The sequence below is a fragment of the Campylobacter lari genome, from assembly GCF_001017575.1.
Lineage (GTDB): Bacteria > Campylobacterota > Campylobacteria > Campylobacterales > Campylobacteraceae > Campylobacter_D > Campylobacter_D lari_C.
In genome coordinates, this window is sequence record NZ_CP011372.1 from 383,834 (window position 1) to 406,173 (window position 22,340).

A 22,340-nucleotide genomic window follows, 5' to 3' on the forward strand; every position below is an offset into this window, starting at 1 on the left:
TTAAGCCTTTGCTACGAATACTGCCATATCTACTAAACGAGAAGAATATCCCCATTCATTATCATACCAAGCAACCACTTTAACAAAATCATCACAAATTACTTGAGTTAAATCACTTGCTACAATTGCACCATAAGAGCAAGTTATAAAATCACTTGAAACTCTTTCTTCATCATCAACCAATAATATACCTTTTAAATTACTAGCAGCTGCTTTTCTAAAGGCTTCGTTGATTTCTTCTTTACTTACTTTTTTCTTTAAAGTTGCAGTTAAATCCACAGTTGACACATCAGCTACAGGTACACGCATGCTTTGACCATGTAATTTTCCATCAAGTTCAGGCATAACAAGTTTCATAGCTTTTGCTGCACCTGTTGAAGTAGGGATGATATTTTGAGCAGCAGCACGTGATCTTCTTTTATCTCTTGCTTTTGCATCAATAATGCTTTGTCCGTTTGTGTAGGCATGAATAGTTGTCATTAAACCTTTTTCTATGCCAAAATTATCTTGCAAAACTCTACAAATTGGACCTAGACAGTTAGTAGTACAACTTGCGTTTGAGATGATGTTTTCGCCTTTGTATTCGTGAGCATTTACCCCTAAAACATAAGTTGGAGTTTTATCTTTTGCAGGTGCGCTCATGATAACTTTTTGTACCCCATGATCTAAAAATCCTTGACATTTTTCCATAGTTAAGTGTGCGCCAGTACATTCTAAAACAATCTGTGCGCCATATTTTGCAAAGTCTAAATCAGCTACATTTCTACTTTTTAAAACTTTTATTTTTTTATTATCAATTATTAAATCATCACCATCATTTTCAACACTACCATCATATACCCCATGAACGGTGTCATATTTAAAAAGATATTTAGTAAGCTCTATATCAGTAGTATCATTAATCGCTACAAGCTCGATATCATCGCGCTTCATAATAATTCTTGCAACACATCTTCCAATGCGTCCAAAACCATTTATTGCAACTTTTACAGCCATTTTCATTTCCTTTTTATGATTAAGTAGGTAAAATTCTACTAAAAAAAGGTTAAATTTTAATGAAAATCGCACTTTTTGGTGGCAGTTTTGATCCACCTCATTTAGGGCATAATGCTATAGTCTTTAATGCGCTAGCAAATTTAGAGCTTGATAAGCTCATTATTATGCCAACTTTTATTAGCCCTTTTAAGCAAGAATTTACCGCAAATGAACAAAGACGCTTAAAATGGTGTGAGATGATTTGGGGAGGTTTGGAAAAAGTTGAAATTTGTGATTTTGAAATAAAAAAACAAAGACCTGTACCTAGTATAGAAAGTGTTGATTTTTTGTACAAACAATATGAAATTTCTAAATTTTATCTTATTTTGGGAGCTGATCATTTACAAAGTCTTGAAAAATGGCATGAATTTGAAAGATTGCAAAATTTGGTAGAATTTGTTGTAGCTAAAAGAGATGGTATTTTTATACCAAAACATTTTAAAACCTTAGATACTAAAGTAGATATCTCTTCTTCTTTTATAAGAGAAACCTTGCAAACATCACAAGTTTGTGAGCAAATCAAAGAAGAAGTTAAGCTTTATTATTCTAAATTTAAAAATATTTAACAAAAGGAAAACAATGCAAGAAAGAATTAATAATATAGTGCAAATTTTAGATGATAAAAAAGCAGATTTAATAGAAACCTTTGATATGCAAGATAGGGATTATTTTGTCAAATTTGTAGTGATTGCTACTACTATGGGGGAAAGACATGCGCTTTCTTTGATTGATGATTTAAAAACTAATCTTAAAAGCAAGGGTGAGGAGTTTTTAAATATAGAAAGTAGTGAAGAATGGACTGTACTTGATTTGGGAGATATTTTGATTCACTTAATGAATGAAACTTATAGAGCAAAATATAATATAGAAGAATTTTTAAAAAGTTTAAACAAAGAAAATCAAAACTAGGAAATAAAATTGGATAATTTGATTACTGAGTTATCAGATTTAGCTAAAGAATATTTTGATAATTCAGAATTTGAAAAATGTGACGAAGTCTTAAGTGAACTTATAGCTTTTTGTAAAGGTGAAGTTACACTAGCGCAAGATGGTAAAGTGATTTTTATAGATGATGAGGATAAAGAGCGTTTGCTTTTAGAGGCTTATCATAATAGAGCGTTTTGTAGATTTAATTGCTTAAAATTTCAAGAAGCACTTGAAGATGCAACTATAGCTGTAGAATTTGATCCTAGTAATGTATTTTTGTTTAATCTTTTGGGCTTATGTAATTTTAAATTAGATTTATTACAAGAAGCGCTTTTAGCTTTTAATAAAACTATAGCGCTAGATAATGCATATTATTTAGCATATTTTAACAGAGCTAGGGTTTATATACTTTTAGATGAACATGCAAAAGCTTTAAAAGATTTGCAAATTTGTATTGATTTAGCTCCCGAGTATTATATAGCTTATTATACTAGAGCCATTGCCTTGCTTAGTGTTGATCCAAAACAAGCTTTAATTGATTTTAAAAAATCTCAAGATTTAGGCTTTGAATCCTCGCAGATTTTTTATTATCAAGGGGTAGCTTATGAGAATTTAGAAGATTATCAAAAAGCTATAGAATTTTTTACCAAGATGATTGAGCAAGATGAGAGTTTTGCTGATGCGTATTATAAAAGGGCCAATAATAAACGCAAGGTTGATGATTTAGAAGGAGCTTTGCAAGATTGCTTAAAATCTATTGAACTAGATAATGAAAATGCAATGGCGTACTTAATTTTGGGACATATTTATAAAGACTTGGAAAAGATAGAATTATCAATAGATGCTTTTAAAAAATCAATTGAATTAGATGAAAATTTGCAATATCCATGTTTTGCATTGGCTAGGGTTTTGTATGATTTAGAAGATTATGAGCAAGCTTTGAAGTATTATGATAAAACAATTGAGCTTTATGAAGAATATGCCCAAGCATATATTAATAGAGGCAATACTAAAATCAATCTAAAAATGATTGAAGAGGCTATAGAGGATTTTGATTTAGCAGCTAAATATTATCAAGAAAGAGTAAGTAAACATGATTTTACTCCATCAGAATTAGCAGAACTTGAACACGCAGTTCCTTATGGTTTTTATCATTTAGGTAATAGTTTATATGAAATAGACAAATATGATGAAGCTTTGATAAGCTATGAAAAAGCTTTAAAATATCAAAAAGAATATCCCGATGTATTTTTTAATAGGGCTTATTTAAAATCTGATCTTGAAAAATATGAGGAAGCTTTAGAAGATAGTGAACTAGCTGTTAAATATTATAAAAAGCAAAATAATACCCAAGATTATGCTAATTCCCTTTCTCAAAGAGCTTGGATTAAAAGTAGACTTGAAAGATTTCAAGAAGCTATGGATGAATACAATGAGCTTATAAAAACATATAAAGATTATATTGATTTAAAAGATGTATTATTTGAAAGGGCATATTGTGCAAAAGAGCTTGAATCTTATGAAGAATTAATAGCTTATTGTAATGCAGCACACAAGGTGGATAAAAATAATTTTAAACTTTATTTTTGGCGAGGAATTGCTAAATATAATTTAAGCTTAGAAGAAGAAGCTATAGAAGATTTAAACAAGGCTTTAAAAATCGATAAAAACCATAATGGTGCAAAGTATTATAAAGGACTTTGTTATGAAGATCTTTATATATTTGAAGAGGCTATAAAATGTTATGATAGCGTGATTTTAAGTAACGAAGAAGATGATGAGTCGTATTTTCATAGAGCAAAATGCAAAAGAAATCTTGAAAAATACAACGAAGCTTTAAAAGATATCAATGAATGCTTAAAAATAATTGATGATATTGGTGAGTATTGGATAGAAAAAGCACAAATTTTAAGCTTTTTAGGAAAATATGATGAAAGCTTTGAAGCTGCAAAAAAAGCAAGTGAGCTTGAGCCAAAATCATATGAGTGTTATCATTTTATGGGTGCGGTTAAAGTATATTTACAAGATTTTAAAGAGGCTATAAAATATCTTAATATGGCTTTAAATTTAGATGATAGTCAAAATTGGACACATTATTATAAGGCAGAGTGTTTAAGAAATTTAGGTGATTTTCATGATGCATTACAATGTTATGAAGATTGCTTAAAGATAGTAAATGAAAATACCGATGCTTTGGTGGGAAAAATTCAGTGTTTAGAAGAGTTAAAAGAATATGAGCAAGCTTTGGAGTGCACTAAAGAATTATTAAAACTTGATGAAGAAAATGAGTTTGCATTAAAAAATCAAGATATTTTAATGCAAAAATTAAAGCAGCAAAATAAAAAATGGTGGCAAATTTGGAATTAAACTAGAGTTTGTTGATATATTCTTCAATCTCTTTTTTGATTTTGTCTTTTTTATCTTTTAAAGCTTGTTTTTTATTTTTATACTCTGTTTTACTCATATAGTCTTTTTGTTTTTTTAATTCTTTTAACTCTTGTTCGATTTTTTCTATCTCTTGCTCTTTAAGTTTTTTAGCCTCTAATTTTTTATCATAAAAAAGAGGATCTTTTGCACAATCTGCTTGCACTTCTTTTAAGGCTAATTCTAAGCTTAAAGCTTTTTCTTGATGATTGTAATTTTTAGCATAAGCTATTTCTTTTTGAATTTGCTCTATTTTAACCTCACATTGTGTGGAAAATGCAAATGAGCAAAGTGTAAGTAGGAATAACAACTGTTTCATAGTTTAAACCTTTCTTTTTTTGATATTTTAGTTTATTATATTAAATAATTTATTTGCTGTTTTTAATAAAAACATGAGTTTTAAAAAAAGTTATTTGACCTTTTATGCTAATATTAAATTCTAAAGGGATAAAAATCAAAGATGAGTCATTGTTAAGTTTGTAGCTTAATTGCGAATTTTTCTGGTAGTTTTTTAAGACTTTGTCAAAATTTTCAAGTTTTAAAAGTTCTTTTTCTTGAAGTAAAAAATACAAGGTGTTACCATCAATCTTCATAAAATATTTAAATTCACTTGTATTAGCAATAAAATCAAACAATACTTCATCATAATTTTCTTTTAATTTGGAGTATTTTGGATGAAATTTTTTAGACATATTATGAAATTTTATTTTTTGTGGTTTTAAATGAGTTAAATTATAAGTTTTTAAAAAATCATCAAAACTATAATTGTTGTTATAATTTTTATTAAGATTATGCAAGGTGTTTTTGATGCTTTTAATTTGATTGTAGTATTGCTTACTTTGAGTATAGTCAAGATTTAAAGAATGTATAGAGTTTTCTAGTTTTTGTAATTGGTATTTTTGTGAAGAAAAGCTTATGTAATTTGCAAAAAATCCTAAAAATAAGGATATAAGTGCAAGCAGATAAAAAGAAAATTTTAATGCTATGTTTTGTTTAAATACACTTAGATAATTTGCAACCAAAAGCCATAAATTTAAAGCCAATACCGCTAAGCGTTCTGGTGTAAAGCCATATTGTGCAATTCTAATTATAATAGCATAAAATACAAAAATATTTAATAATAGTACTATAACAAAAAAGACATAGAGTAATGCTTTTTTGATTTTATAAGAAGATAAATTTATCCAAAGATTAATTAATAAAAAATTACCAAACCAAAGACATAAATGAACTATGCTAAGACTTTCTAAAAGGTTAAAAAATACTCCTAAACTATAAGAAAAAAGCATGATAATATATAAAACACTAAAAGTATTTAGTATGAATATAAAAATTTTATTAAAAATATATGAAGTAAAATTGCCAAGTAAAAATAAAGAAAAAATTCCAGCACTAAAAATCCATAATGATAGAACATGAGAATTTAGTTTACTTGAAGAAATATCAAATAAAAAATTAAACGAACTATAAAATATGGCCAAAAATACACCAAAAATAAGCCAAAAGCTTACACTAAAAAAAAGGGCAGCTAAAAAATTATGGAAATAATTAAAATCATGTAATTTTCTTGCGCATACCAAAGTTACAAGAGCTATTGTTAAGGAAATATATAAAGTATTATCGGTAAGAAATATTAAATTATTTTCCACATTATCTTTTTTAAAGATAAAATTCAAAAATATATAAAAAATTAGTCCAAAAAACCCAACCCATAAATTTTTCAAACTTTTATAATTTTGTATTAAATTGCTTTTTGATTCAGTGAATGTTTCGCAAAAAATTATAAATAGGGTTAAAAGTAAAAAAATACTAGTCTGGTATGAACTATAAAAAAATGCTATAAAAAACCAAAAACATAAATAAAAAATAACTCCAAGTGGATGATGTAATAAAGCTATATAGCTAGAATTAATAAATTTTTTAAACATAAATATTTTTTATTTTTTTAAGTAATATTGATACAAATCCATCAAAATCAGGTAAATTTAAATCTTTAATTTCTCTTTGCTGTTTTCCCCACATGCATTCAGGAAAAAAAGCATCTTCTTTAAAACGTGCCATAACATGAAAATGCACTCTTGGTACATAGTTTGCAAAGGAAGCTATGTTGATTTTTTCTGGGTTATAATACTCTCTAAGGCTTAATTCGCAAGCTAAAACATATTGAAAAAGCATATTTTGTAAAAAGGTTGGACAATCACTTAATTCTCTGTAATTTTCTTTAGTAAAAATTTTCACCCAAGGAATTTGAGAATTTTCTTTTTCTATAAATAAATAATCATTTTCATAAATCATACTAACTCTTAAGAAAAGACTAGGATTATCCCTAGTCTTTTGATTATTTTTTTGGACCTATCATTTTTGTAGGATCTACAAATTTAGCAAAGTCTTCTTCGCTTACTAAGCCAAGCTCCATAGCACTTTCTTTTAAAGAAATGCCTTTTTTGTGAGCATTTTTTGCTACTTTAGCTGCATTTTCATAACCAATGTGTGGATTTAGTGCAGTTACTAGCATTAAAGAATTATGTAGATTATGATCTATTTTTTCTTTATTTGGTTCTATACCAACAGCACAGTGGATATTGAATGAATGCATAGCATCAGCTAATAAATCAAGACTTTGCAAGAAGTTATAAATAATCACAGGTTTAAAAACATTAAGCTCGAAATTTCCTTGGCTTGCTGCAAAACCAATTGCTGCGTCATTTCCCATAACTTGTACCGCAACCATAGTTAAAGCTTCACACTGAGTAGGATTAACCTTACCTGGCATGATAGAGCTTCCTGGTTCATTCTCAGGTATGTTTAACTCTCCAAGACCACATCTAGGGCCGCTTGCTAGCCATCTAATATCATTTGCTATTTTCATTAAATTTGCAGCTAAACCTTTCATAGCTCCATGGGTAAAATTAATTGCATCATGGCTTGTTAGCGCATGGAATTTATTTGGACTTGAAACAAATTTAGTACCTATTAGCTTGCTTAATTCTTCACTTACTTTTTCACTAAGTTCTGGATGAGCGTTTAATCCTGTACCAACAGCTGTCCCGCCTATTGCAAGCTCTCTTAATGTAGGCAAAGAAGCGATGATTTGCTCTTTTGAGTGAAGTAACATAGAAAGATATCCACTAAATTCTTGAGCTAGGGTAAGTGGTGTAGCATCTTGAAGGTGGGTTCTTCCTATTTTAATAATACCTTCAAATTCTTTTACTTTTTTTTCAAAAGTTGCAATAAGTTCATCTAAAGCAGGGATAAGTTTTTTTTCTACTTGCTCTACTGAAACTATACTCATAGCAGTTGGAAAGGTATCATTTGAGCTTTGGCTCATATTTACATGATCATTTGGATGAACAAGTTTTTCTTTTCTAAAATCACCGCCCATAATTTCAGTTGCACGGTTTGCTATAACTTCATTCATGTTCATATTACTTTGAGTGCCTGAACCTGTTTGCCATATTGCTAGTGGGAAGTTATCATCAAATTTTCCTGCTACAATCTCATCGCAAGCTTGCACAATAGCATCTTTTTTAGCATCATCTAATTTGCCAAGTTTGTTATTAACTAAAGCCAAAGATTTTTTAAGATTTGCAAAAGCATAAATTAAAACTTTTGGCATTTTTTCACAACCAATTTTAAAATTTTCAAAACTTCTTTCAGTTTGCGCACCCCAATATTTATCATTAGGAACTTTAATCTCTCCCATAGTATCGTGTTCGATTCTATATTCCATGGCTTTTCCTTGTAATAAAATAAGATATGATATTTAAACCAAATAAACCCTAAAGTTTGCTTATAATTTAAGAAGCATTTATAAAATTTTTTAAAAAAGTGTAGTTTTTTCAAAACTACACAAAATATTATTCTACAGTAACGCTTTTTGCTAGATTTCTTGGCATATCCACATCATTGCCAAGTCTTATAGAAACTTCTAAAGCAAGAAGCTGTAAAATCACCATCATTTCAAAAAATTCACACATATAGTGTTCTTGTTTTGAAGTTCTTATAAAATCATCACTTAAATCAAAATCAAGCGGAGAAATAGCAAGCAAGGTAGAATCCCTTGCAGCTAATTCTTCTACATTTGATTTGGTTTTTTCATAAAGGCAATTTTGCGGCATTAGTGCAACTGTAAAAAGCTCACTATCTGCTAGAGCAATAGGTCCATGTTTCATTTCACCTGCTGGATATCCTTCAGCATGTAAGTATGAAATTTCTTTTAATTTTAAAGCCCCTTCTAAAGCTAATGGATAAAATACATCTCTTCCTATAAAGAAAAAGCCATGACCATGTAGGTATCTTTTTGAAATTCTATGTACTTTTTCATGCAAGTTTTGTTCAACTTTAACTATACTTGGCAAGCTTCTTAGAGCTTTGATTTCTTTACTCATATCTAAATTTGCTTTTTGTGCAAGATAGATTGCAAGCATCCATAAAGTTGCTACTTGAGTAGCAAAAGCTTTAGTTGAAGCCACACCTTTTTCAATGCCCGCTCTAGTAAGTAATGATATATCAGCCAAACGCACGATATTAGAATTATCGACATTACATATTGCTAAAGTTTTAACTCCTTGTGCTTTTGCTATTTTTAAAGCTTCAAGTGTATCAGCTGTTTCACCACTTTGTGAGATTACTATAAAAAGAGTATTTTTGCCTATAATGGCTTCTCTGTATCTAAATTCACTTGCTACTTCAACTTTAGTTTTAATCTTTGCAAGTCTTTCAAGCAAATAAGCTCCGCTTAATGCTGCATGATAGCTTGTGCCACAAGCACAAAGTGTGATTTCATCTATGTTTTGTAAAAGCGCTTCATCTATATCTTCAAAAACAATTTGTTCACCTTGTAAGCGCCCCATTAAAACTTCGCCTAAAACTCTACTTTGCTCATAAATTTCTTTTTCCATGAAAAATCTATAACCATCTTTTTGGGCATAACTTTTATCTTGACTTAAAGCTACAAAAGTAGGTTGTATGCAAGCTTGATCATGGCAAATTTTGCATTCGTTTAAATTTACATATCCATAATCTCCATCTTCAAGGTAAGCTACTTTATCCACTAAAGAAACTAATGGCGCATCACTTGATGCAAAATAATATTCATTTTCATCGCCATTTTTTCCGATGATGAGTGGCACTGCATTTTTGGCAAAATAAATTGTATTCGGATCTTTTTTACTTACAAGCAAGATTGCAAAAGCACCTTTTAGTTCAGCTATAGTCTTTTTAAAAGCTTCAAATGGTTCTAAATTGCTTGCATAGTATTCAAATAAATGTACAATAACTTCAGTGTCAGTTTGACTTAGAAAATTAATACCTTCTTGTGTGAGTTTTGTTTTTAATTCTTGGTAATTTTCTATGATTCCATTATGTATTACGCAAGAGTATTGTCCTAAATGTGGATGAGCGTTTATTTCAGTTGGTTTTCCATGAGTTGCCCAACGTGTATGACCTATAGCAAGCCCAAAGCCATCACTATTAAAATTAGCAGTTTTATTAGCTAAATTTTCTAATTTTCCAACCGCTTTAAAAAAGTCTAATTCCCCATCTTTCATTACTGCTATACCAGCACTATCATAACCTCTATACTCAAGCTCTTTTAAGCCTTCTAATATGATTTTTTTCTTTTCTTTAGTTCCTATATAACCTACTATTCCACACATCTTTTACTCGCTTATTAGTGATTTAAGAATTTGATCTTTATGATCTTGCAAGCTTTCATTTTTATGCAAAATCAAAACATTTCGCGTTCTTTCTTTTATGGTTTGAATTTTTGCTGCGCTTAAGATAATATCATATCTTACAAGCACATCCATCACATAAGCCATTAAACCTTTTTGATCTTTTGTGTTTAAGGTTATTTTGGCATAGTTTTTGGAGTAATTCATATCTAATTTTAATTCATCTTTTTTAATGTTTGGTTTTTTTGCCTTTTTTTGTACTTTTAAATGTAATTTAGAATTTAGTAAATTTTCTAAACTTTGCTTTTGAGTATCGCTTACTATATCTGAATATTCAAATTTCAAATAAACTTTTTCATCAAATAATTCAAAAAAACTCATAAAGATTAAATTTAAAGAACTTAAAGTATTGAGTATATTTTCAAGATTGTTTTTTCTATTCATTATAAGCTCTAGAGTAAAATTATCTTGATTATCAAGCCAAAAAGTAAAATTTTCTTTTTGTGCAATTTGTGCTATTTTAATGATTTTTTCAAAACTATTTTTTATAAAAAATAGATTGGATTTAATATGAGTGATATTATCTTGAGTTTGTTCATCAAGATCTAAAAAAGCCTTACTTCTTTTTAGAGTTTGTTCTTTTTTTACTCTTCTTTGACTCTCATCAATTAAATTTTCATCCTCAAAGCCTTCTAACGCATTTTGGAATAATCTTTCTAAACTTTTATAATAAAAATGATTTTCTATACCCAAAGCTTTAGCATTGCAAAAAGATAAAAGATGTAAGGTTTTTAAGGTATTTATATCATTTAATTTGGAAATAAAATTTAAAACAATAGTAGAATTATAAATATCCTCTTTCTCTATAATGTCTTTAAAAGAGTTAAAATTTTTATATAATCTTAAGCCAAGATCTAGAAGTTCATTATCAATTTGGAATTTTCCTACATAAGCTCTGTAAATATTTGCTAAAGAAATTTCATTTTCTTCATGAATAGCGCTTAAAAGTATAGTGAGTTTTATTATTAAAAGTGTATTTTCATCAAAGTCATAATCTTTTTCTTCAAAGTATTTTAAGCAAAGTAATACTCTATCTAACGCGCTATAAATACCTTCTTCTTCGAGTAAAAATTTACTTTGAGTAAGAGGTTTGCAAAAATCTTTTAAAATATTAGCATCAGCAAGAAGTTTTAAAAGAGTAAAAGAATGCCTTCTTTCTAAAATTTTCTTGAATAATTCTAAATTTTCATCTTTGTTTTCTGCTCTTTTTAGTGCAAAAATGAGTTTAATATCAAAATTATAATCTTTATCATCTAATTTTAAAAGTTGGTTTAATATCGAGTTTAGGTTTTCACTTTTGCTAGAATAAGTAAAAAAGCTATCTTGTGTTTCATAAAGCTTGCTATCTTTGTAGTGTTTTTCTTGGATGCACCTTGCTAAAAATTGCGTATAAATTCCGCAAGTTTGCATGCATTGCATAGCTTTTTGAATAAGTATAGATTTAAGATCTAAATTTTTCTTTTCTTTTTTTTGCATCAAGTTAGCAAGTTCTTGTGAATTTTGTATTAAAAACAAATTGGTATTTTTACCTTCTAAAAGATTCATTGCGCATTTAAGTGAAAATAAAAAATCACTCGCAAGCTTAAATTCACTTAATTCTTTTTCGTTGATAAAATTAAGCATATAGTTTTTAGGAGAATCTTTAAATAATATACTTAGGTTTTCTATATCAAGTTGCTCATCTAAACCACCAAAATTTTTATTAATATCAAATTCTTGCTTGATTAAAGGTTGATGATATGGGTTGAACTCTTGCAAGATTTTCAAAGCAAATTCTTCTTTTAACTCATCTTGAGCTTGAGAAATTTTTTCTTTGATTTGTTTGAATAAAATTTTAGAACCGCAAATATAACGATATTGTAAAATATTTTGTTTTAACTCATTTTTAGCTATATTGTAAAGTCCATTTATTTCACAAATTTGATAATTGATATTTAAATTAATATCATTTAAAGAAGCAATAAATGCTTTCATTAAAGGCTTGATATTATAAGCTTTTATATCTTTATAAATAAGTAATAAATCAACATTTTCTTTTATACTTAAATTCATTTTAGCATATTGTTTAATAGCGATAATACAAAAAGGGAATTTATCATTATGTGGAAAATAATCATCAAAAAAATCATTTAAAACAAGCTCATAAACATCTTCTATAAAACGATCAATTTCTTTAGAGTGGTAAAAACTAAATGAACCTTGTTTTAAAAAAAGTCTAGAACAATAAGCTTCATAATCTTTTAAAGAATTTTTTAATTTTTGAATTTTTTGTATATTCATAACTTGATAATAATCCTTATTTAATTTTACTAGTATCATACCAAAAATACTTTGTATTAAATTTTAAGTAAGTTAAAATTATAATTGTAATTTAAATTTAAAAAATGGTAAGAATATGCAAACAATTATAGAAAAACTAGAAAATCAAGAAAGATTAAATGAAGAAGAAGCTAATAAGCTTTGGGATTTAGAGCTTTTTACTTTAGGTAAATATGCACAAAGAATTCGCACTAATTTGCATGGTAAAAAGGTTTATTTTAATATCAATCGCCATATTAACCCTACAAATATATGCGCAGATACTTGTAAATTTTGTGCTTTTTCAGCACACAGGAAAAATCCTAATCCTTATACTATGTCCCACGAAGAGATAATGAAAATAGTCGATGAAACAGTTTTAAGAGATACCAAAGAAATTCATATCGTTTCAGCGCACAATAAAAACACTTCATGGCAGTGGTATTTGGAGATTTTTAAAATGATTAAAGAAAAATATCCATTTTTACATATTAAAGCCCTAACTGCTGCTGAGATTGATTTTTTAAGCAGGGCTTTTAATATGAGCTATGAAGAAGTGATAGAAAAAATGCTTGAATATGGTGTTGATTCTATGCCAGGTGGTGGGGCTGAAATTTTTGATGAGGAAGTTAGAAAAAAAATTTGTCATGGTAAAGTAAGTAGTGAAAATTGGCTAAAAATTCATAAACTTTGGCATGAAAAAGGTAGACAAAGTAATGCCACAATGCTTTTTGGGCATATAGAAAGTAGAGAAAATAGAATTAATCATATGATAAGATTGAGAAATCTTCAAGATCAAACCGGTGGGTTTAATGCTTTCATTCCTTTGGTTTGGCAACAAGATAATAGTTTTATTACAGGTAAAAAACCACTTGGTTCGGTAGAAATTTTAAAAACCTTGGCTATTGCAAGGATAGTGCTTGATAATATTAAAAATATCAAAGCTTATTGGGCAACCATGGGTATAAATTTAGCTATGGTAGCTCAAGATTTTGGTGCAAATGATTTAGATGGTACTATAGAAAAAGAAAGTATACAAAGTGCAGGTGGTGCAAAAAGTTCAAATGGCTTGAGTTTAAAAACTTTTGTAGAAATGATTCAAAGCTCAGGTTATATAGCGATAGAACGTGATAGTTTGTATAATGAATTAAAAACTTATTAAGGATAAAAATGGATTTTTTTAAACTTAAAGAGCATAATAGTGATGTAAAAACTGAAATTTATGCAGGTGTTGCTACTTTTTTAGCAATGATTTATATTATACCAGTTAATGCAAATATTATGAGTAATTCAGGTATGCCACTAGAAGCTTTAATTGTTGCAACCGCTTTAGTGACTATTATAGCTACTACTTTTAGCGCTTTTTTCTCTAATACTCCTGTGGCTATGAGTGTGGGTATGGGGCTAAATGCGTATTTTACTTTTAGTGTGTGCAATACCTATCAAATTCCTTGGCAAAGCGCTTTGGGAGCTGTGTTTTTATCGGGTGTTATTTTTACTTTATTATCTTTTACTAATTTTAGGATTTGGGTGATAAAAAGCATACCAAATGATTTAAGAAAAGCTATATCAGCAGGTATTGGAACCTTTATAGCTTTTATGGGGCTTGTGCAAATGGGGATTATCACCAAAAGCGAAGCAACCTTAGTAGGTTTGGGTGATTTTTCAAACACTAAAGTACTTTTTGGATTATTTGGTTTATTTTTAGTTTTTGTTTTTTGGGCTTGGAGGATTAAAGCTGCGTTTATTTTAGCTGTTTTTGTAAGTGCTTTATGTGCTTGGATTTTTGGTATTGATGGAGCTAGGTTTCCAGAGCAACTTTTATCTTTACCAGTTATTAGTGGAGATAATGGTTTAAGCACTATATTTGGTAAGCTTGATATTAAAGGAGCTTTAGAGCTTAGTATGATTCCTATAGTACTTACTTTTTTTGTTACTCAGCTTTTTGATAGTGTGGGTACAATCACAGGTGTAGGCTCAAGAGGAAAAATCTTTGATGATCCAAAACAAGGTGAGAAAAAATTAGGTAAAACCTTAGGTGCTGATGCTGCTAGTTCGGCTATGGGTGCTGTTATTGGAACTTCTACTGTAACTGCTTTTGTAGAAAGCTCAGCAGGGGTAGAAGCAGGAGGTAGGACGGGGCTTACAGCTTTAGTTACTGCTATATGTTTTGTTTTTACTTTATTTTTACTGCCGGTGTTTAAAGCTATTCCTGCAAATTCTATTTATCCTATTTTGGTGCTTGTTGGAGTTTTGATGTTTATGGAAGTTGCAAATATTAATTTTAAAGATAAAGCTATAGCAGTGAGTGCATTTTTTATTATTATTATGATGCCACTGACTTACTCTATTACTACAGGTTTTGCTTTTGGATTTATTGCGTATTTATTTATGCGTATTATGCAAAAAGAATTTGATAAAATTAATCTTGGTATTATTGTATTAAGTGCGATTTCATTGCTAGTATTTTTATTACAATTTTTATAGGAAGTGATTATGTATTATTATGCTTATGAAGAATTTCAAAAAGAAATTATTCCTTTTACACGCAAAATTAAGGAAGAATTTAATCCTGATGTATTACTTGCCATTGCAAGAGGTGGTATGACTTTAGGTCATTTTTTAGCAGAAGGTATGGGAAATAGAAACTTATTTTCTTTAAATTCTATTCATTATGAAGATACACAAAAACTAGATACAATTAAAATTTTCAACATTCCTGATCTTAGTTCATATAAAAAAGTTCTTTTGGTGGATGATATTATAGATAGTGGTGAAACTATGATAGAAATCAAAAGAGTTTTAATGGAAAAATATCCTCATTTAGAACTTAAAGTAGCAAGTGTTTTTTACAAACCTTCAGCATTATTAATTCCTGAGTTTTATATAAAAGAAGCTAAAGAGTGGATTGACTTTTTTTGGAGTATTAAAATTTGATCTTTTCAAAAAAAAAAAAATACTATAATGACAATTTGTATTTCATTTTGAAAGGAAGGGACTTATGAGACTGACAAGAAGAAAGTTCTTAAAAGGACTCGCTGCTACTTCAGCTATTGCTTCGGTTAATCCTTTAATAGCTGCAAGCGAGGGAACTAAATTTTATGATACTAAAAAAATTCCTCATGCAACTCATTTTGGTGCTTTTTGGGCTGAAGTAAATTCAGAGGGAAAACTTGTAAAAGTTACACCACAACAATCTGACAAACATCCTTCTATTATCACTGATGCTATTATCGATAGAACTTATTCAGATACTAGAGTGAAATATCCTTGTGTTAGAAAAAGCTTTTTAGAAGGTAAAAAAAGACCTAAATTAAGAGGTAAAGAGCCTTTTGTAAGAGTAAGTTGGGAAAAAGCTTTAGAGCTTGTATTAGAAAAATTAAAAGAAACTCCTATTGAAAATTTATTTAATGCAAGTTATGGTGCTTGGGGGCATGTAGGTTTATTGCACAATTGTAATTCTGTTGCAGGAAGATTTTTCAATACCGCTTTAGGTGGTCACATTGGTACTGATGGTGAGTATAGCAATGGGGCTGCTGGTAAAGTAAATGCTAGTATAGTAGGGGATTTGGAAGTTTATTCATTACAAACTTCTCATGAGGTTATTTTAGAAAATACCCAAGTTTATGTTTTATGGGGAGCTGATCTTTATAAATGTAATCAAATTGACTTTAAAGTTGCAAATCGTGGCAATGATGAGTATTATAAAAAATACAGTAAATCAAATATCAAATTTATTAGTATTGATCCTCAATACACTCAAACAGCAGAAATTTTAAATGCTCAGTGGATTAAAATTCGTCCAAATACCGATGTAGCTTTAATGCTTGGTATGATGAATTATTTATATAAAAGTGGAAAATACGATAAAAAATTCATTGAAAAATATACCGATGGTTTTGACAAATTCTTACCTTATTTACTTGGAAAAACCGATGGTATTGATAAAACTCCAGCTTGGGCTGCAAATATTACCGGTGTTGAAGAAAAAGTTATTACTGTATTAGCAGATACTTTTGTGAAAAATAGAACTTTCTTAGCAGGTAACTGGGCTATGCAAAGAGCGCATCATGGTGAGCAAGCTGATTGGACTTTAATGGTTTTAGCTTCAATGATAGGTCAAGTAGGTTTACCTGGTGGTGGATTTGGTTTTTCAATGCATTATTCAGGTGGTGGACAAGCATTTTCAGGTGTAAGATTACCGGTAGGCTTACCACAAGGTAAAAATAATCTTGATACTAACATCCCTGCAGGTAGAATTTCAGAAGCAATATTAAATCCAGGTAAAACAGTTAAATTTAAAGGTAAAGAAATCACCTATCCAAAAATCAAACTTATGTATGTAGTTGGTGCTTCTGTATTAGGTCATCATCCAAATACAAATGAGCTTATTAAAGCTTTAAGAACTCTTGATACGCTAATTGTACATGAACCTTGGTGGACGCCTATGGCAAAAATGGCTGATATTGTATTACCTTCAACCACAACCTTAGAAAGAGATGATATTAGTTTTGGTGGTTCTTATTCTCAAGATTATGTTTATGCTATGAAAAAGGTAATTGAGCCTTATTTTGAAAGTAGAAATGATTATGATATTTTTGAAGAATTGGCAAAAAGAATAGGTGAAAGAGAGCATAAAAAATTCACTGGAAATAAAACAAAAGAGCAGTGGCTTGAAGGTTTTTATGGCAGAAGTGATTGTCCTTATTATATGGAATTTGCTGATTTTTGGAAACAAGGCTTTATTCACTTTGAAGCTCCAAAAGAAGCATATGACTTCGTAAGACACTCTGAATTTAGAGCCGATCCTGTAGTAAATAAACTTGCAACAGAAAGTGGAAAAATTCAAATTTATTCACCAAAATTTGAAAAATATAACTTGGAAGACTTTAAAGCACATCCAACTTGGTTTGAACCAGCTGAGTGGTTAGGTAATGAAAAATTAGTTAAAAAATATCCTTTCCATTTATTAAGTCCACATCCAAGATATAGAGTGCATTCTCAGCTTGATAATACTTGGGTAAGAGATTTGTATAAAATTCAAGGTAGAGAACCTGTGATGATTAATACAAACGATGCTAAAAAGCTTGGTATTACACACGGGGAAGTTGTAGAAGTATATAATGATCGCGGATCGCTTTTAGCGGGGGCTTTTGTAACAGATAATATCATGGAAGGGGTTGTTAGTATCCAAGAGGGTGCTTGGTATGATCCTGAAGATGTAAGCGATAGTAAACCAAGATGTAATGCAGGTCATGTAAATGTTTTAACAAGTTCAAGACCAACTTCAACTATGGCTCAAGCAACCAGTGTAAATACTTGTCTAGTGGGTATTAAAAAATTAAAAGAAGTTATAAAACCTTATAACTCAACTACCCCACCAGAAATCATAGGAGCTTAATAATGAAGAAAATTATGCTAGTATTGATTTTTTTAGCCAATGCTTTATTTGCTAAAGATATGTTTGTTTTTAATGAAAAAGTGGATCTTTTAGATGGTGTTAGTAAGAAGGTAGTAGGACAAATTTATGAAGGCTCTAAAGTAGAGCTTATAAAAGAAGAAGGTGAATATTCTTTAATCAAAGTTAAAGGTGAGGTTGTGGAGTCAAATCCAAAAAGTCTTGCCTATACTAAAGATGGAATTTATCTTTTGCTTACTTTAAATGCTAAAAATGCAAGCAATGAAATGGAATTTTTAGTTAAAAGTAAAGATTTAACTGATCAAGAAATTCTTGCTTGGGATGAGATAGAATTAACTTATTATGATACTTGTACAAGTTGTCATGCAGCGCATAAACCAAAAGAACATTTAATGGAAGAATGGGATGCGTACTTATCTGCTATGCAAGGTTTTGCAAAAATTACTGATGCAGAAAAAGATAGAATTTTAAGATTTTTACAATCTCACGCAAGTAATGGTCCTGTAAAACTTGACTAGTCAAAAATGAAAAGGTATTTACTAGCTGTTTTATTTTTTGATTTTTGTGCTTTATTATATGGCATAAGTACTTTATCTATAAGCTACAATGAAGCACAAATTTATTTTTACGATCATAGTTTAATTGCTATGATCGCTAGATTTGGCACTGCTCTTTTTGGTCAAAATGATTTTGGATTAAGACTACCTTTTGTTTTATTGCATTCTTTAAGTTGTGTTTTATTGTACATTTTGGCTTTAAGATATACTAAAACCTCTTTTGATGCTTTTATTTCCGTGGTGCTTTTTATATTACTCCCTGGTAGTGTTGCTAGCGCTTTACTTATTAATGAATCAAGCATCGTGATATTTTTTACACTTTTAATTTTAGTATTATTTGAATATAAGAAAATATTTTTATTTTATGTTTTATTAGTTTTAGTTCTTTTTGTAGATGGAAATTTTGCAATTTTATACTTATCTTTTTTCTTCTATGCTATTTATAAAAAAGATAAATTACTTATTGCGTGTTCTTTGATTTTATTTGCTATCGCAATGAGTGTTTATGGATTTGATGCAAGTGGAAAGCCTAAAGGGTATTTTTTGGATACTTTGGGTATTTTTGCAGCTTGTTTTTCCCCTTTGATTTTTCTTTATTTTTTTTACGTTGTTTATAGAATTCTTTTGCAAGATGATAAGCCACTTTTATGGTTTATTAGCGCAACTACTTTTGTTTTTTGTTTAATTTTTTCTATAAGACAAAGACTTTTTTTAGAAGACTTTTTACCTTTTTGTGTGGTTTGTACCCCTTTATTGATTCGTTATTTAATGTCTTCTTATCGTTCAAGAATGCCGCAACTGCGCTTAAAACATAAAATTTTTATAGAATGTTCTTTAGTTTTTTTACTATTTTTTTATCTTGGTATCATTTTTAATCAAAGTTTTTATTATTTATTAAAAGATCCAAAAAAACATTTTGCCTATGATTATCATATAGCTAAAGAATTAGCTCTAAATTTAAAACAACACAATCTTACGCATATTTTTACTCAAGATAAAGAACTAGCCCTAAGACTAAAATTCTATGGTATTTCTAAAGGCAAACTGGAGCTTCATTCTAGTAAAGAAGTTAGTAAGATTTATGTTAGTTTGGGCAAGCATAAAGTTTATTATTCTATAAAATGAAACAAGCTTTTACTTTAATAGAACTAGTTTTTGTTTGTATAATATTATCCTTATTATTTTCTATGGCTTATGTTTATTATAAGCCCGATTATTTACGCTTGGGAGCTGAGCAAGTTTTAAATGATATTAAATACACAAGACATTTAGCTTTAATACAAAATGATTTTAGAGCAAAAGAATTTAATATTGCTAAACGAGAGTGGTTTAAGGCTAAATGGCAGCTGTATTTTATACGCTCAAAATCTGCTACCAATAACGAGCAAACCTATACCATTTTTTTAGATAAAAATGGCGATGGTAATGCAAATATAGGTAAAAATATGATCAATAAAGACAGAGAAATAGCTGTTGATCTTATCAATCCAGATATATTAATGAACTCAGGCCAAAGTGGAGTGATAAATCAAAATGATTTCAAAGCAAATTTAAAATACAATATAGAAAAAACTTATGGTATATCTAAGGTTTTATTTGAAGGTGCTTGTAAAGGAAGCACGCGTTTGATTTTTGATGATTACGGTCGTTTATATACACCTTTAAAAAATGCTACACGCACTTATGATAAACTTACTTCTTTTAATAATGATTGCATTATAAGATTATCTAATAACCAAAATGAGCATATATGCATTATTATAAATCCCATTAGTGGCTATGCTTATATTCCTAAATTTACTTCCCATAAAGAGCAAAATATAATTTTAAACAATAAGCAAATATTTTGTCATAATTTATAATTATTTTTTATTTTTTTATTAATAATTTATTTTAATTTTGCTAAATTTTTAATAAATTATTACAAGGAGTATTAATGTTTAAGTTTAACAGTCTTTCTAATAAATTAACAAGTATAGTTTGTTTTTTTGATAGTTATTATCTTAGCTATAGTTAATATACTTAATTATTATGATTCTAAGAAAAGCACTAGCTATTATTTAGAAGAAATCCAAAAGAAAACCATGTTTGATGTAAATTATATGTACTCAAGTTATTCAAATAGCAAAAGAAATATCATAGAGTCATTAGCATATAGTTTGAGTGCAATTGCTTATAATTCTAGTGATAGAGAAATTTTTAGTGTTTTAGATACTGCAAAAAGATCAGGTGGTTTTGATACTGTACATTTTGGTTTAGAAGATTCGGGTAAAGATTATCAAATTGATACTAAATTTAATCTTCACAGCGATCCTAGCAAATTTGATCCAAGAACAAGACCATAGTATAAGGATGCTAAAACAGCAGGAAAACTAATTGTTACTGATCCTTATAAAAGTATAGTTTTGAATGGACAGGTGGTTGTAACATATTCCATTCCGGTTTTTGATAATGGTAAAAAATTCATAGGTGTAGTGAGTGGGGTTTATAACCTTAACACTTTCTCTAAAGATGTTTTAGCTATTGGTCATTCTGAAAGCTCCTATGCAGGTGTATATGATAAAGAGGGTGTTATTGTTTTTCATGAAGACAAAGATAGAATGCTCACCAAAAACGATTTAAGTATCAACATAGCTAATGCCGTTAAAGCAAATCCTGATTTGATTGATCCAACTAAACAAGAAACCTTGTTCTATGCTAAAGACGATCAAGGAAAAACTCAAGTAGTAACTTGTAACCAAGCACTAAATCCTAAATATATGGTTTGTTCTATTACAGATGAATCTGTATATACTGATGCAGTTAATAAAGTATTATTTCAACAAATCATCATTGCATTAATAGCTATAGCAGTGGCTTTACTTTTAGTAAGATTTGCTATTATCAAAAACTTAAAACCTATTGCAGTTATCACTACCGGTCTCAACTCTTTCTTTGATTTCATCAATCATAAAACTAAAGATTCAGCTATGATAGATGTTAAAACAAATGATGAGCTTGGTGCTATGGCAAAAGCTATCAATGAAAACATCACCAAAACTAAAAATGCATTAGAACAAGATGCTAAAGCAGTAGAACAATCAGTAGATACAGCTAAAGAAATAGAAGGTGGTAATCTAACAGCTAGAATTACTGCAATTCCTGCTAATCCTCAATTAGTAGAATTAAAAAATGTATTAAATGAAATGCTAAATGTATTAGAACAAAAGGTTGGTTCTAATATGAATGAAATTAATAGAGTATTTGATAGCTATAAGGCATTAGACTTTACTACTGAAGTTAAAAATGCTAAAGGTGGAGTTGAAGTAACTACTAATGTATTAGGTCAAGAAATCGTAGCTATGCTAAGACAATCATCTGAATTTGCTTCTTTATTAGCAGATGAAAGTGGTAAATTACAAAGTGCTGTTAAGAACTTAACAGATTCTTCATCTTCTCAAGCTTCTTCTTTAGAAGAAACAGCAGCAGCACTAGAAGAGATTACTTCTTCTATGCAAAATGTATCGCATAAAACTAGTGAAGTTATTGCTCAAAGTGAAGAGATTAAAAATGTTACTTCTATAATAGGTGATATTGCAGATCAAATTAACTTGCTTGCATTAAATGCTGCTATTGAAGCAGCTCGTGCAGGAGAACACGGTCGTGGCTTTGCTGTTGTTGCAGATGAAGTTAGAAACCTAGCTGAAAGAACTCAAAAGTCTTTAGGTGAGATTGAAGCTAATACTAATATCTTAGTTCAATCTATTAATGAAATGGGTGAGAGTATTAAAGAACAAACTACAGGTATTACTCAAATAAATGATGCTGTAGCACAAATTGATCATGTAACCCAAGAGAACTTAAAGATAGCAAAAGATAGTGCAGCTATATCTGATAATGTAAATAAAATAGCTAATGATATCTTAGAGGATGCTAGGAAGAAGAAGTTTTAGAAAGTAATGAAAA

Annotated in this window: 19 protein-coding genes; 12 read left to right on the forward strand and 7 right to left on the reverse strand. The window is 29.1% G+C overall.

Annotation, left to right across the window (positions count from 1 at the left end; all coding sequences use genetic code 11):
* A complete protein-coding gene (gap, locus tag CD56_RS02070; protein WP_039628046.1) occupies positions 1-996 on the reverse strand; it encodes a type I glyceraldehyde-3-phosphate dehydrogenase in 996 nt (331 codons plus the stop codon).
* Positions 997-1,055: 59 nt separating this feature from the next.
* On the opposite strand from gap, the gene nadD reads away from it, so the two are divergent.
* Genes nadD through CD56_RS02085 form a run of 3 tightly spaced genes read left to right on the forward strand, consistent with a single transcriptional unit; the run spans position 1,056 to position 4,329 of the window.
* A complete protein-coding gene (gene nadD, locus CD56_RS02075) occupies positions 1,056-1,601 on the forward strand; it encodes a nicotinate (nicotinamide) nucleotide adenylyltransferase (RefSeq protein ID WP_039628047.1) in 546 nt (181 codons plus the stop codon).
* A gap of 13 nt (positions 1,602-1,614) precedes the next feature.
* A complete protein-coding gene (rsfS, locus tag CD56_RS02080; RefSeq protein WP_047208050.1) occupies positions 1,615-1,944 on the forward strand; it encodes a ribosome silencing factor in 330 nt (109 codons plus the stop codon).
* A 9-nt stretch (positions 1,945-1,953) separates the two neighbouring features.
* Positions 1,954-4,329 carry a tetratricopeptide repeat protein gene (locus tag CD56_RS02085; RefSeq protein WP_047208051.1) on the forward strand — a complete coding sequence of 792 codons (2,376 nt, stop codon included), beginning with the start codon at positions 1,954-1,956 and terminating at the stop codon, positions 4,327-4,329.
* Position 4,330: 1 nt separating this feature from the next.
* On the opposite strand, the gene CD56_RS02090 is transcribed toward CD56_RS02085, so the two are convergent.
* The 6 genes from CD56_RS02090 to CD56_RS02115 all read right to left on the reverse strand — a co-directional run bounded on the left by CD56_RS02090 (position 4,331) and on the right by CD56_RS02115 (position 12,401).
* Complete coding sequence (locus tag CD56_RS02090) at positions 4,331-4,705, reverse strand: DUF1090 domain-containing lipoprotein (protein WP_039617709.1); 375 nt, start codon at positions 4,703-4,705, stop codon at positions 4,331-4,333.
* Positions 4,706-4,754: 49 nt separating this feature from the next.
* The gene (locus CD56_RS02095; RefSeq protein ID WP_235375840.1) at positions 4,755-5,867 is read right to left on the reverse strand and encodes a DUF4153 domain-containing protein; all 1,113 of its coding nucleotides are present in this window, start codon (positions 5,865-5,867) and stop codon (positions 4,755-4,757) included.
* 439 nt (positions 5,868-6,306) lie between these two features.
* On the reverse strand, positions 6,307-6,681 hold the full coding sequence (locus tag CD56_RS02100) for an HIT family protein (protein WP_039640966.1): 375 nt from the start codon (positions 6,679-6,681) through the stop codon (positions 6,307-6,309).
* Between the two features lie 43 nt (positions 6,682-6,724).
* Positions 6,725-8,116 carry a class II fumarate hydratase gene (gene fumC / locus CD56_RS02105; RefSeq protein ID WP_039617716.1) on the reverse strand — a complete coding sequence of 464 codons (1,392 nt, stop codon included), beginning with the start codon at positions 8,114-8,116 and terminating at the stop codon, positions 6,725-6,727.
* A gap of 127 nt (positions 8,117-8,243) precedes the next feature.
* Positions 8,244-10,043: a glutamine--fructose-6-phosphate transaminase (isomerizing) gene (gene glmS / locus CD56_RS02110; RefSeq protein ID WP_039640970.1), complete on the reverse strand. Its 1,800-nt coding sequence runs from the start codon at positions 10,041-10,043 to the stop codon at positions 8,244-8,246.
* Positions 10,044-10,046: 3 nt separating this feature from the next.
* On the reverse strand, positions 10,047-12,401 hold the full coding sequence (locus CD56_RS02115; RefSeq protein WP_047208053.1) for a hypothetical protein: 2,355 nt from the start codon (positions 12,399-12,401) through the stop codon (positions 10,047-10,049).
* A gap of 115 nt (positions 12,402-12,516) precedes the next feature.
* Here CD56_RS02115 and mqnE point away from each other — a divergent pair, with 115 nt between their 5' ends.
* The 9 genes from mqnE to CD56_RS02155 all read left to right on the forward strand — a co-directional run bounded on the left by mqnE (position 12,517) and on the right by CD56_RS02155 (position 22,327).
* A complete protein-coding gene (mqnE, locus tag CD56_RS02120; protein ID WP_047208054.1) occupies positions 12,517-13,581 on the forward strand; it encodes an aminofutalosine synthase MqnE in 1,065 nt (354 codons plus the stop codon).
* Between the two features lie 8 nt (positions 13,582-13,589).
* Positions 13,590-14,906 carry an NCS2 family permease gene (locus CD56_RS02125; RefSeq protein WP_047208055.1) on the forward strand — a complete coding sequence of 439 codons (1,317 nt, stop codon included), beginning with the start codon at positions 13,590-13,592 and terminating at the stop codon, positions 14,904-14,906.
* Between the two features lie 9 nt (positions 14,907-14,915).
* Positions 14,916-15,356, forward strand: a complete 441-nt coding sequence (locus CD56_RS02130; protein WP_047208056.1) for a phosphoribosyltransferase — start codon at positions 14,916-14,918, stop codon at positions 15,354-15,356.
* A gap of 64 nt (positions 15,357-15,420) precedes the next feature.
* Positions 15,421-17,820: a molybdopterin guanine dinucleotide-containing S/N-oxide reductase gene (locus CD56_RS02135; protein ID WP_047208057.1), complete on the forward strand. Its 2,400-nt coding sequence runs from the start codon at positions 15,421-15,423 to the stop codon at positions 17,818-17,820.
* Between the two features lie 2 nt (positions 17,821-17,822).
* Positions 17,823-18,356, forward strand: coding sequence for a monoheme c-type cytochrome (locus CD56_RS02140; protein ID WP_039617730.1), 534 nt, complete (start codon positions 17,823-17,825; stop codon positions 18,354-18,356).
* 6 nt (positions 18,357-18,362) lie between these two features.
* Positions 18,363-19,520: a glycosyltransferase family 39 protein gene (locus CD56_RS02145; protein ID WP_047208058.1), complete on the forward strand. Its 1,158-nt coding sequence runs from the start codon at positions 18,363-18,365 to the stop codon at positions 19,518-19,520.
* Complete coding sequence (locus tag CD56_RS02150; protein ID WP_047208059.1) at positions 19,517-20,257, forward strand: pilus assembly FimT family protein; 741 nt, start codon at positions 19,517-19,519, stop codon at positions 20,255-20,257. The genes CD56_RS02145 and CD56_RS02150 overlap by 4 nt, the downstream gene beginning before the upstream one ends.
* Before the next feature lie 126 nt (positions 20,258-20,383).
* On the forward strand, positions 20,384-20,740 hold the full coding sequence (locus tag CD56_RS08515; protein ID WP_407712413.1) for a hypothetical protein: 357 nt from the start codon (positions 20,384-20,386) through the stop codon (positions 20,738-20,740).
* Between the two features lie 72 nt (positions 20,741-20,812).
* Positions 20,813-22,327, forward strand: a complete 1,515-nt coding sequence (locus tag CD56_RS02155) for a methyl-accepting chemotaxis protein (RefSeq protein WP_407712414.1) — start codon at positions 20,813-20,815, stop codon at positions 22,325-22,327.
* Positions 22,328-22,340 lie beyond the last annotated feature (13 nt).

What these genes read in the sequence shown, in the direction of transcription:
- gap (WP_039628046.1), bottom strand. Translation starts at nt 996, where the DNA reads ATGGCTGTAAAAGTTGCAATAAATGGTTTTGGACGCATTGGAAGATGT.
- nadD (WP_039628047.1), top strand. Translation starts at nt 1,056, where the DNA reads ATGAAAATCGCACTTTTTGGTGGCAGTTTTGATCCACCTCATTTAGGG.
- rsfS (WP_047208050.1), top strand. Translation starts at nt 1,615, where the DNA reads ATGCAAGAAAGAATTAATAATATAGTGCAAATTTTAGATGATAAAAAA.
- CD56_RS02090 (WP_039617709.1), bottom strand. Translation starts at nt 4,705, where the DNA reads ATGAAACAGTTGTTATTCCTACTTACACTTTGCTCATTTGCATTTTCC.
- CD56_RS02100 (WP_039640966.1), bottom strand. Translation starts at nt 6,681, where the DNA reads ATGATTTATGAAAATGATTATTTATTTATAGAAAAAGAAAATTCTCAA.
- fumC (WP_039617716.1), bottom strand. Translation starts at nt 8,116, where the DNA reads ATGGAATATAGAATCGAACACGATACTATGGGAGAGATTAAAGTTCCT.
- glmS (WP_039640970.1), bottom strand. Translation starts at nt 10,043, where the DNA reads ATGTGTGGAATAGTAGGTTATATAGGAACTAAAGAAAAGAAAAAAATC.
- CD56_RS02115 (WP_047208053.1), bottom strand. Translation starts at nt 12,401, where the DNA reads ATGAATATACAAAAAATTCAAAAATTAAAAAATTCTTTAAAAGATTAT.
- mqnE (WP_047208054.1), top strand. Translation starts at nt 12,517, where the DNA reads ATGCAAACAATTATAGAAAAACTAGAAAATCAAGAAAGATTAAATGAA.
- CD56_RS02125 (WP_047208055.1), top strand. Translation starts at nt 13,590, where the DNA reads ATGGATTTTTTTAAACTTAAAGAGCATAATAGTGATGTAAAAACTGAA.
- CD56_RS02130 (WP_047208056.1), top strand. Translation starts at nt 14,916, where the DNA reads ATGTATTATTATGCTTATGAAGAATTTCAAAAAGAAATTATTCCTTTT.
- CD56_RS02135 (WP_047208057.1), top strand. Translation starts at nt 15,421, where the DNA reads ATGAGACTGACAAGAAGAAAGTTCTTAAAAGGACTCGCTGCTACTTCA.
- CD56_RS02140 (WP_039617730.1), top strand. Translation starts at nt 17,823, where the DNA reads ATGAAGAAAATTATGCTAGTATTGATTTTTTTAGCCAATGCTTTATTT.
- CD56_RS02145 (WP_047208058.1), top strand. Translation starts at nt 18,363, where the DNA reads ATGAAAAGGTATTTACTAGCTGTTTTATTTTTTGATTTTTGTGCTTTA.
- CD56_RS02150 (WP_047208059.1), top strand. Translation starts at nt 19,517, where the DNA reads ATGAAACAAGCTTTTACTTTAATAGAACTAGTTTTTGTTTGTATAATA.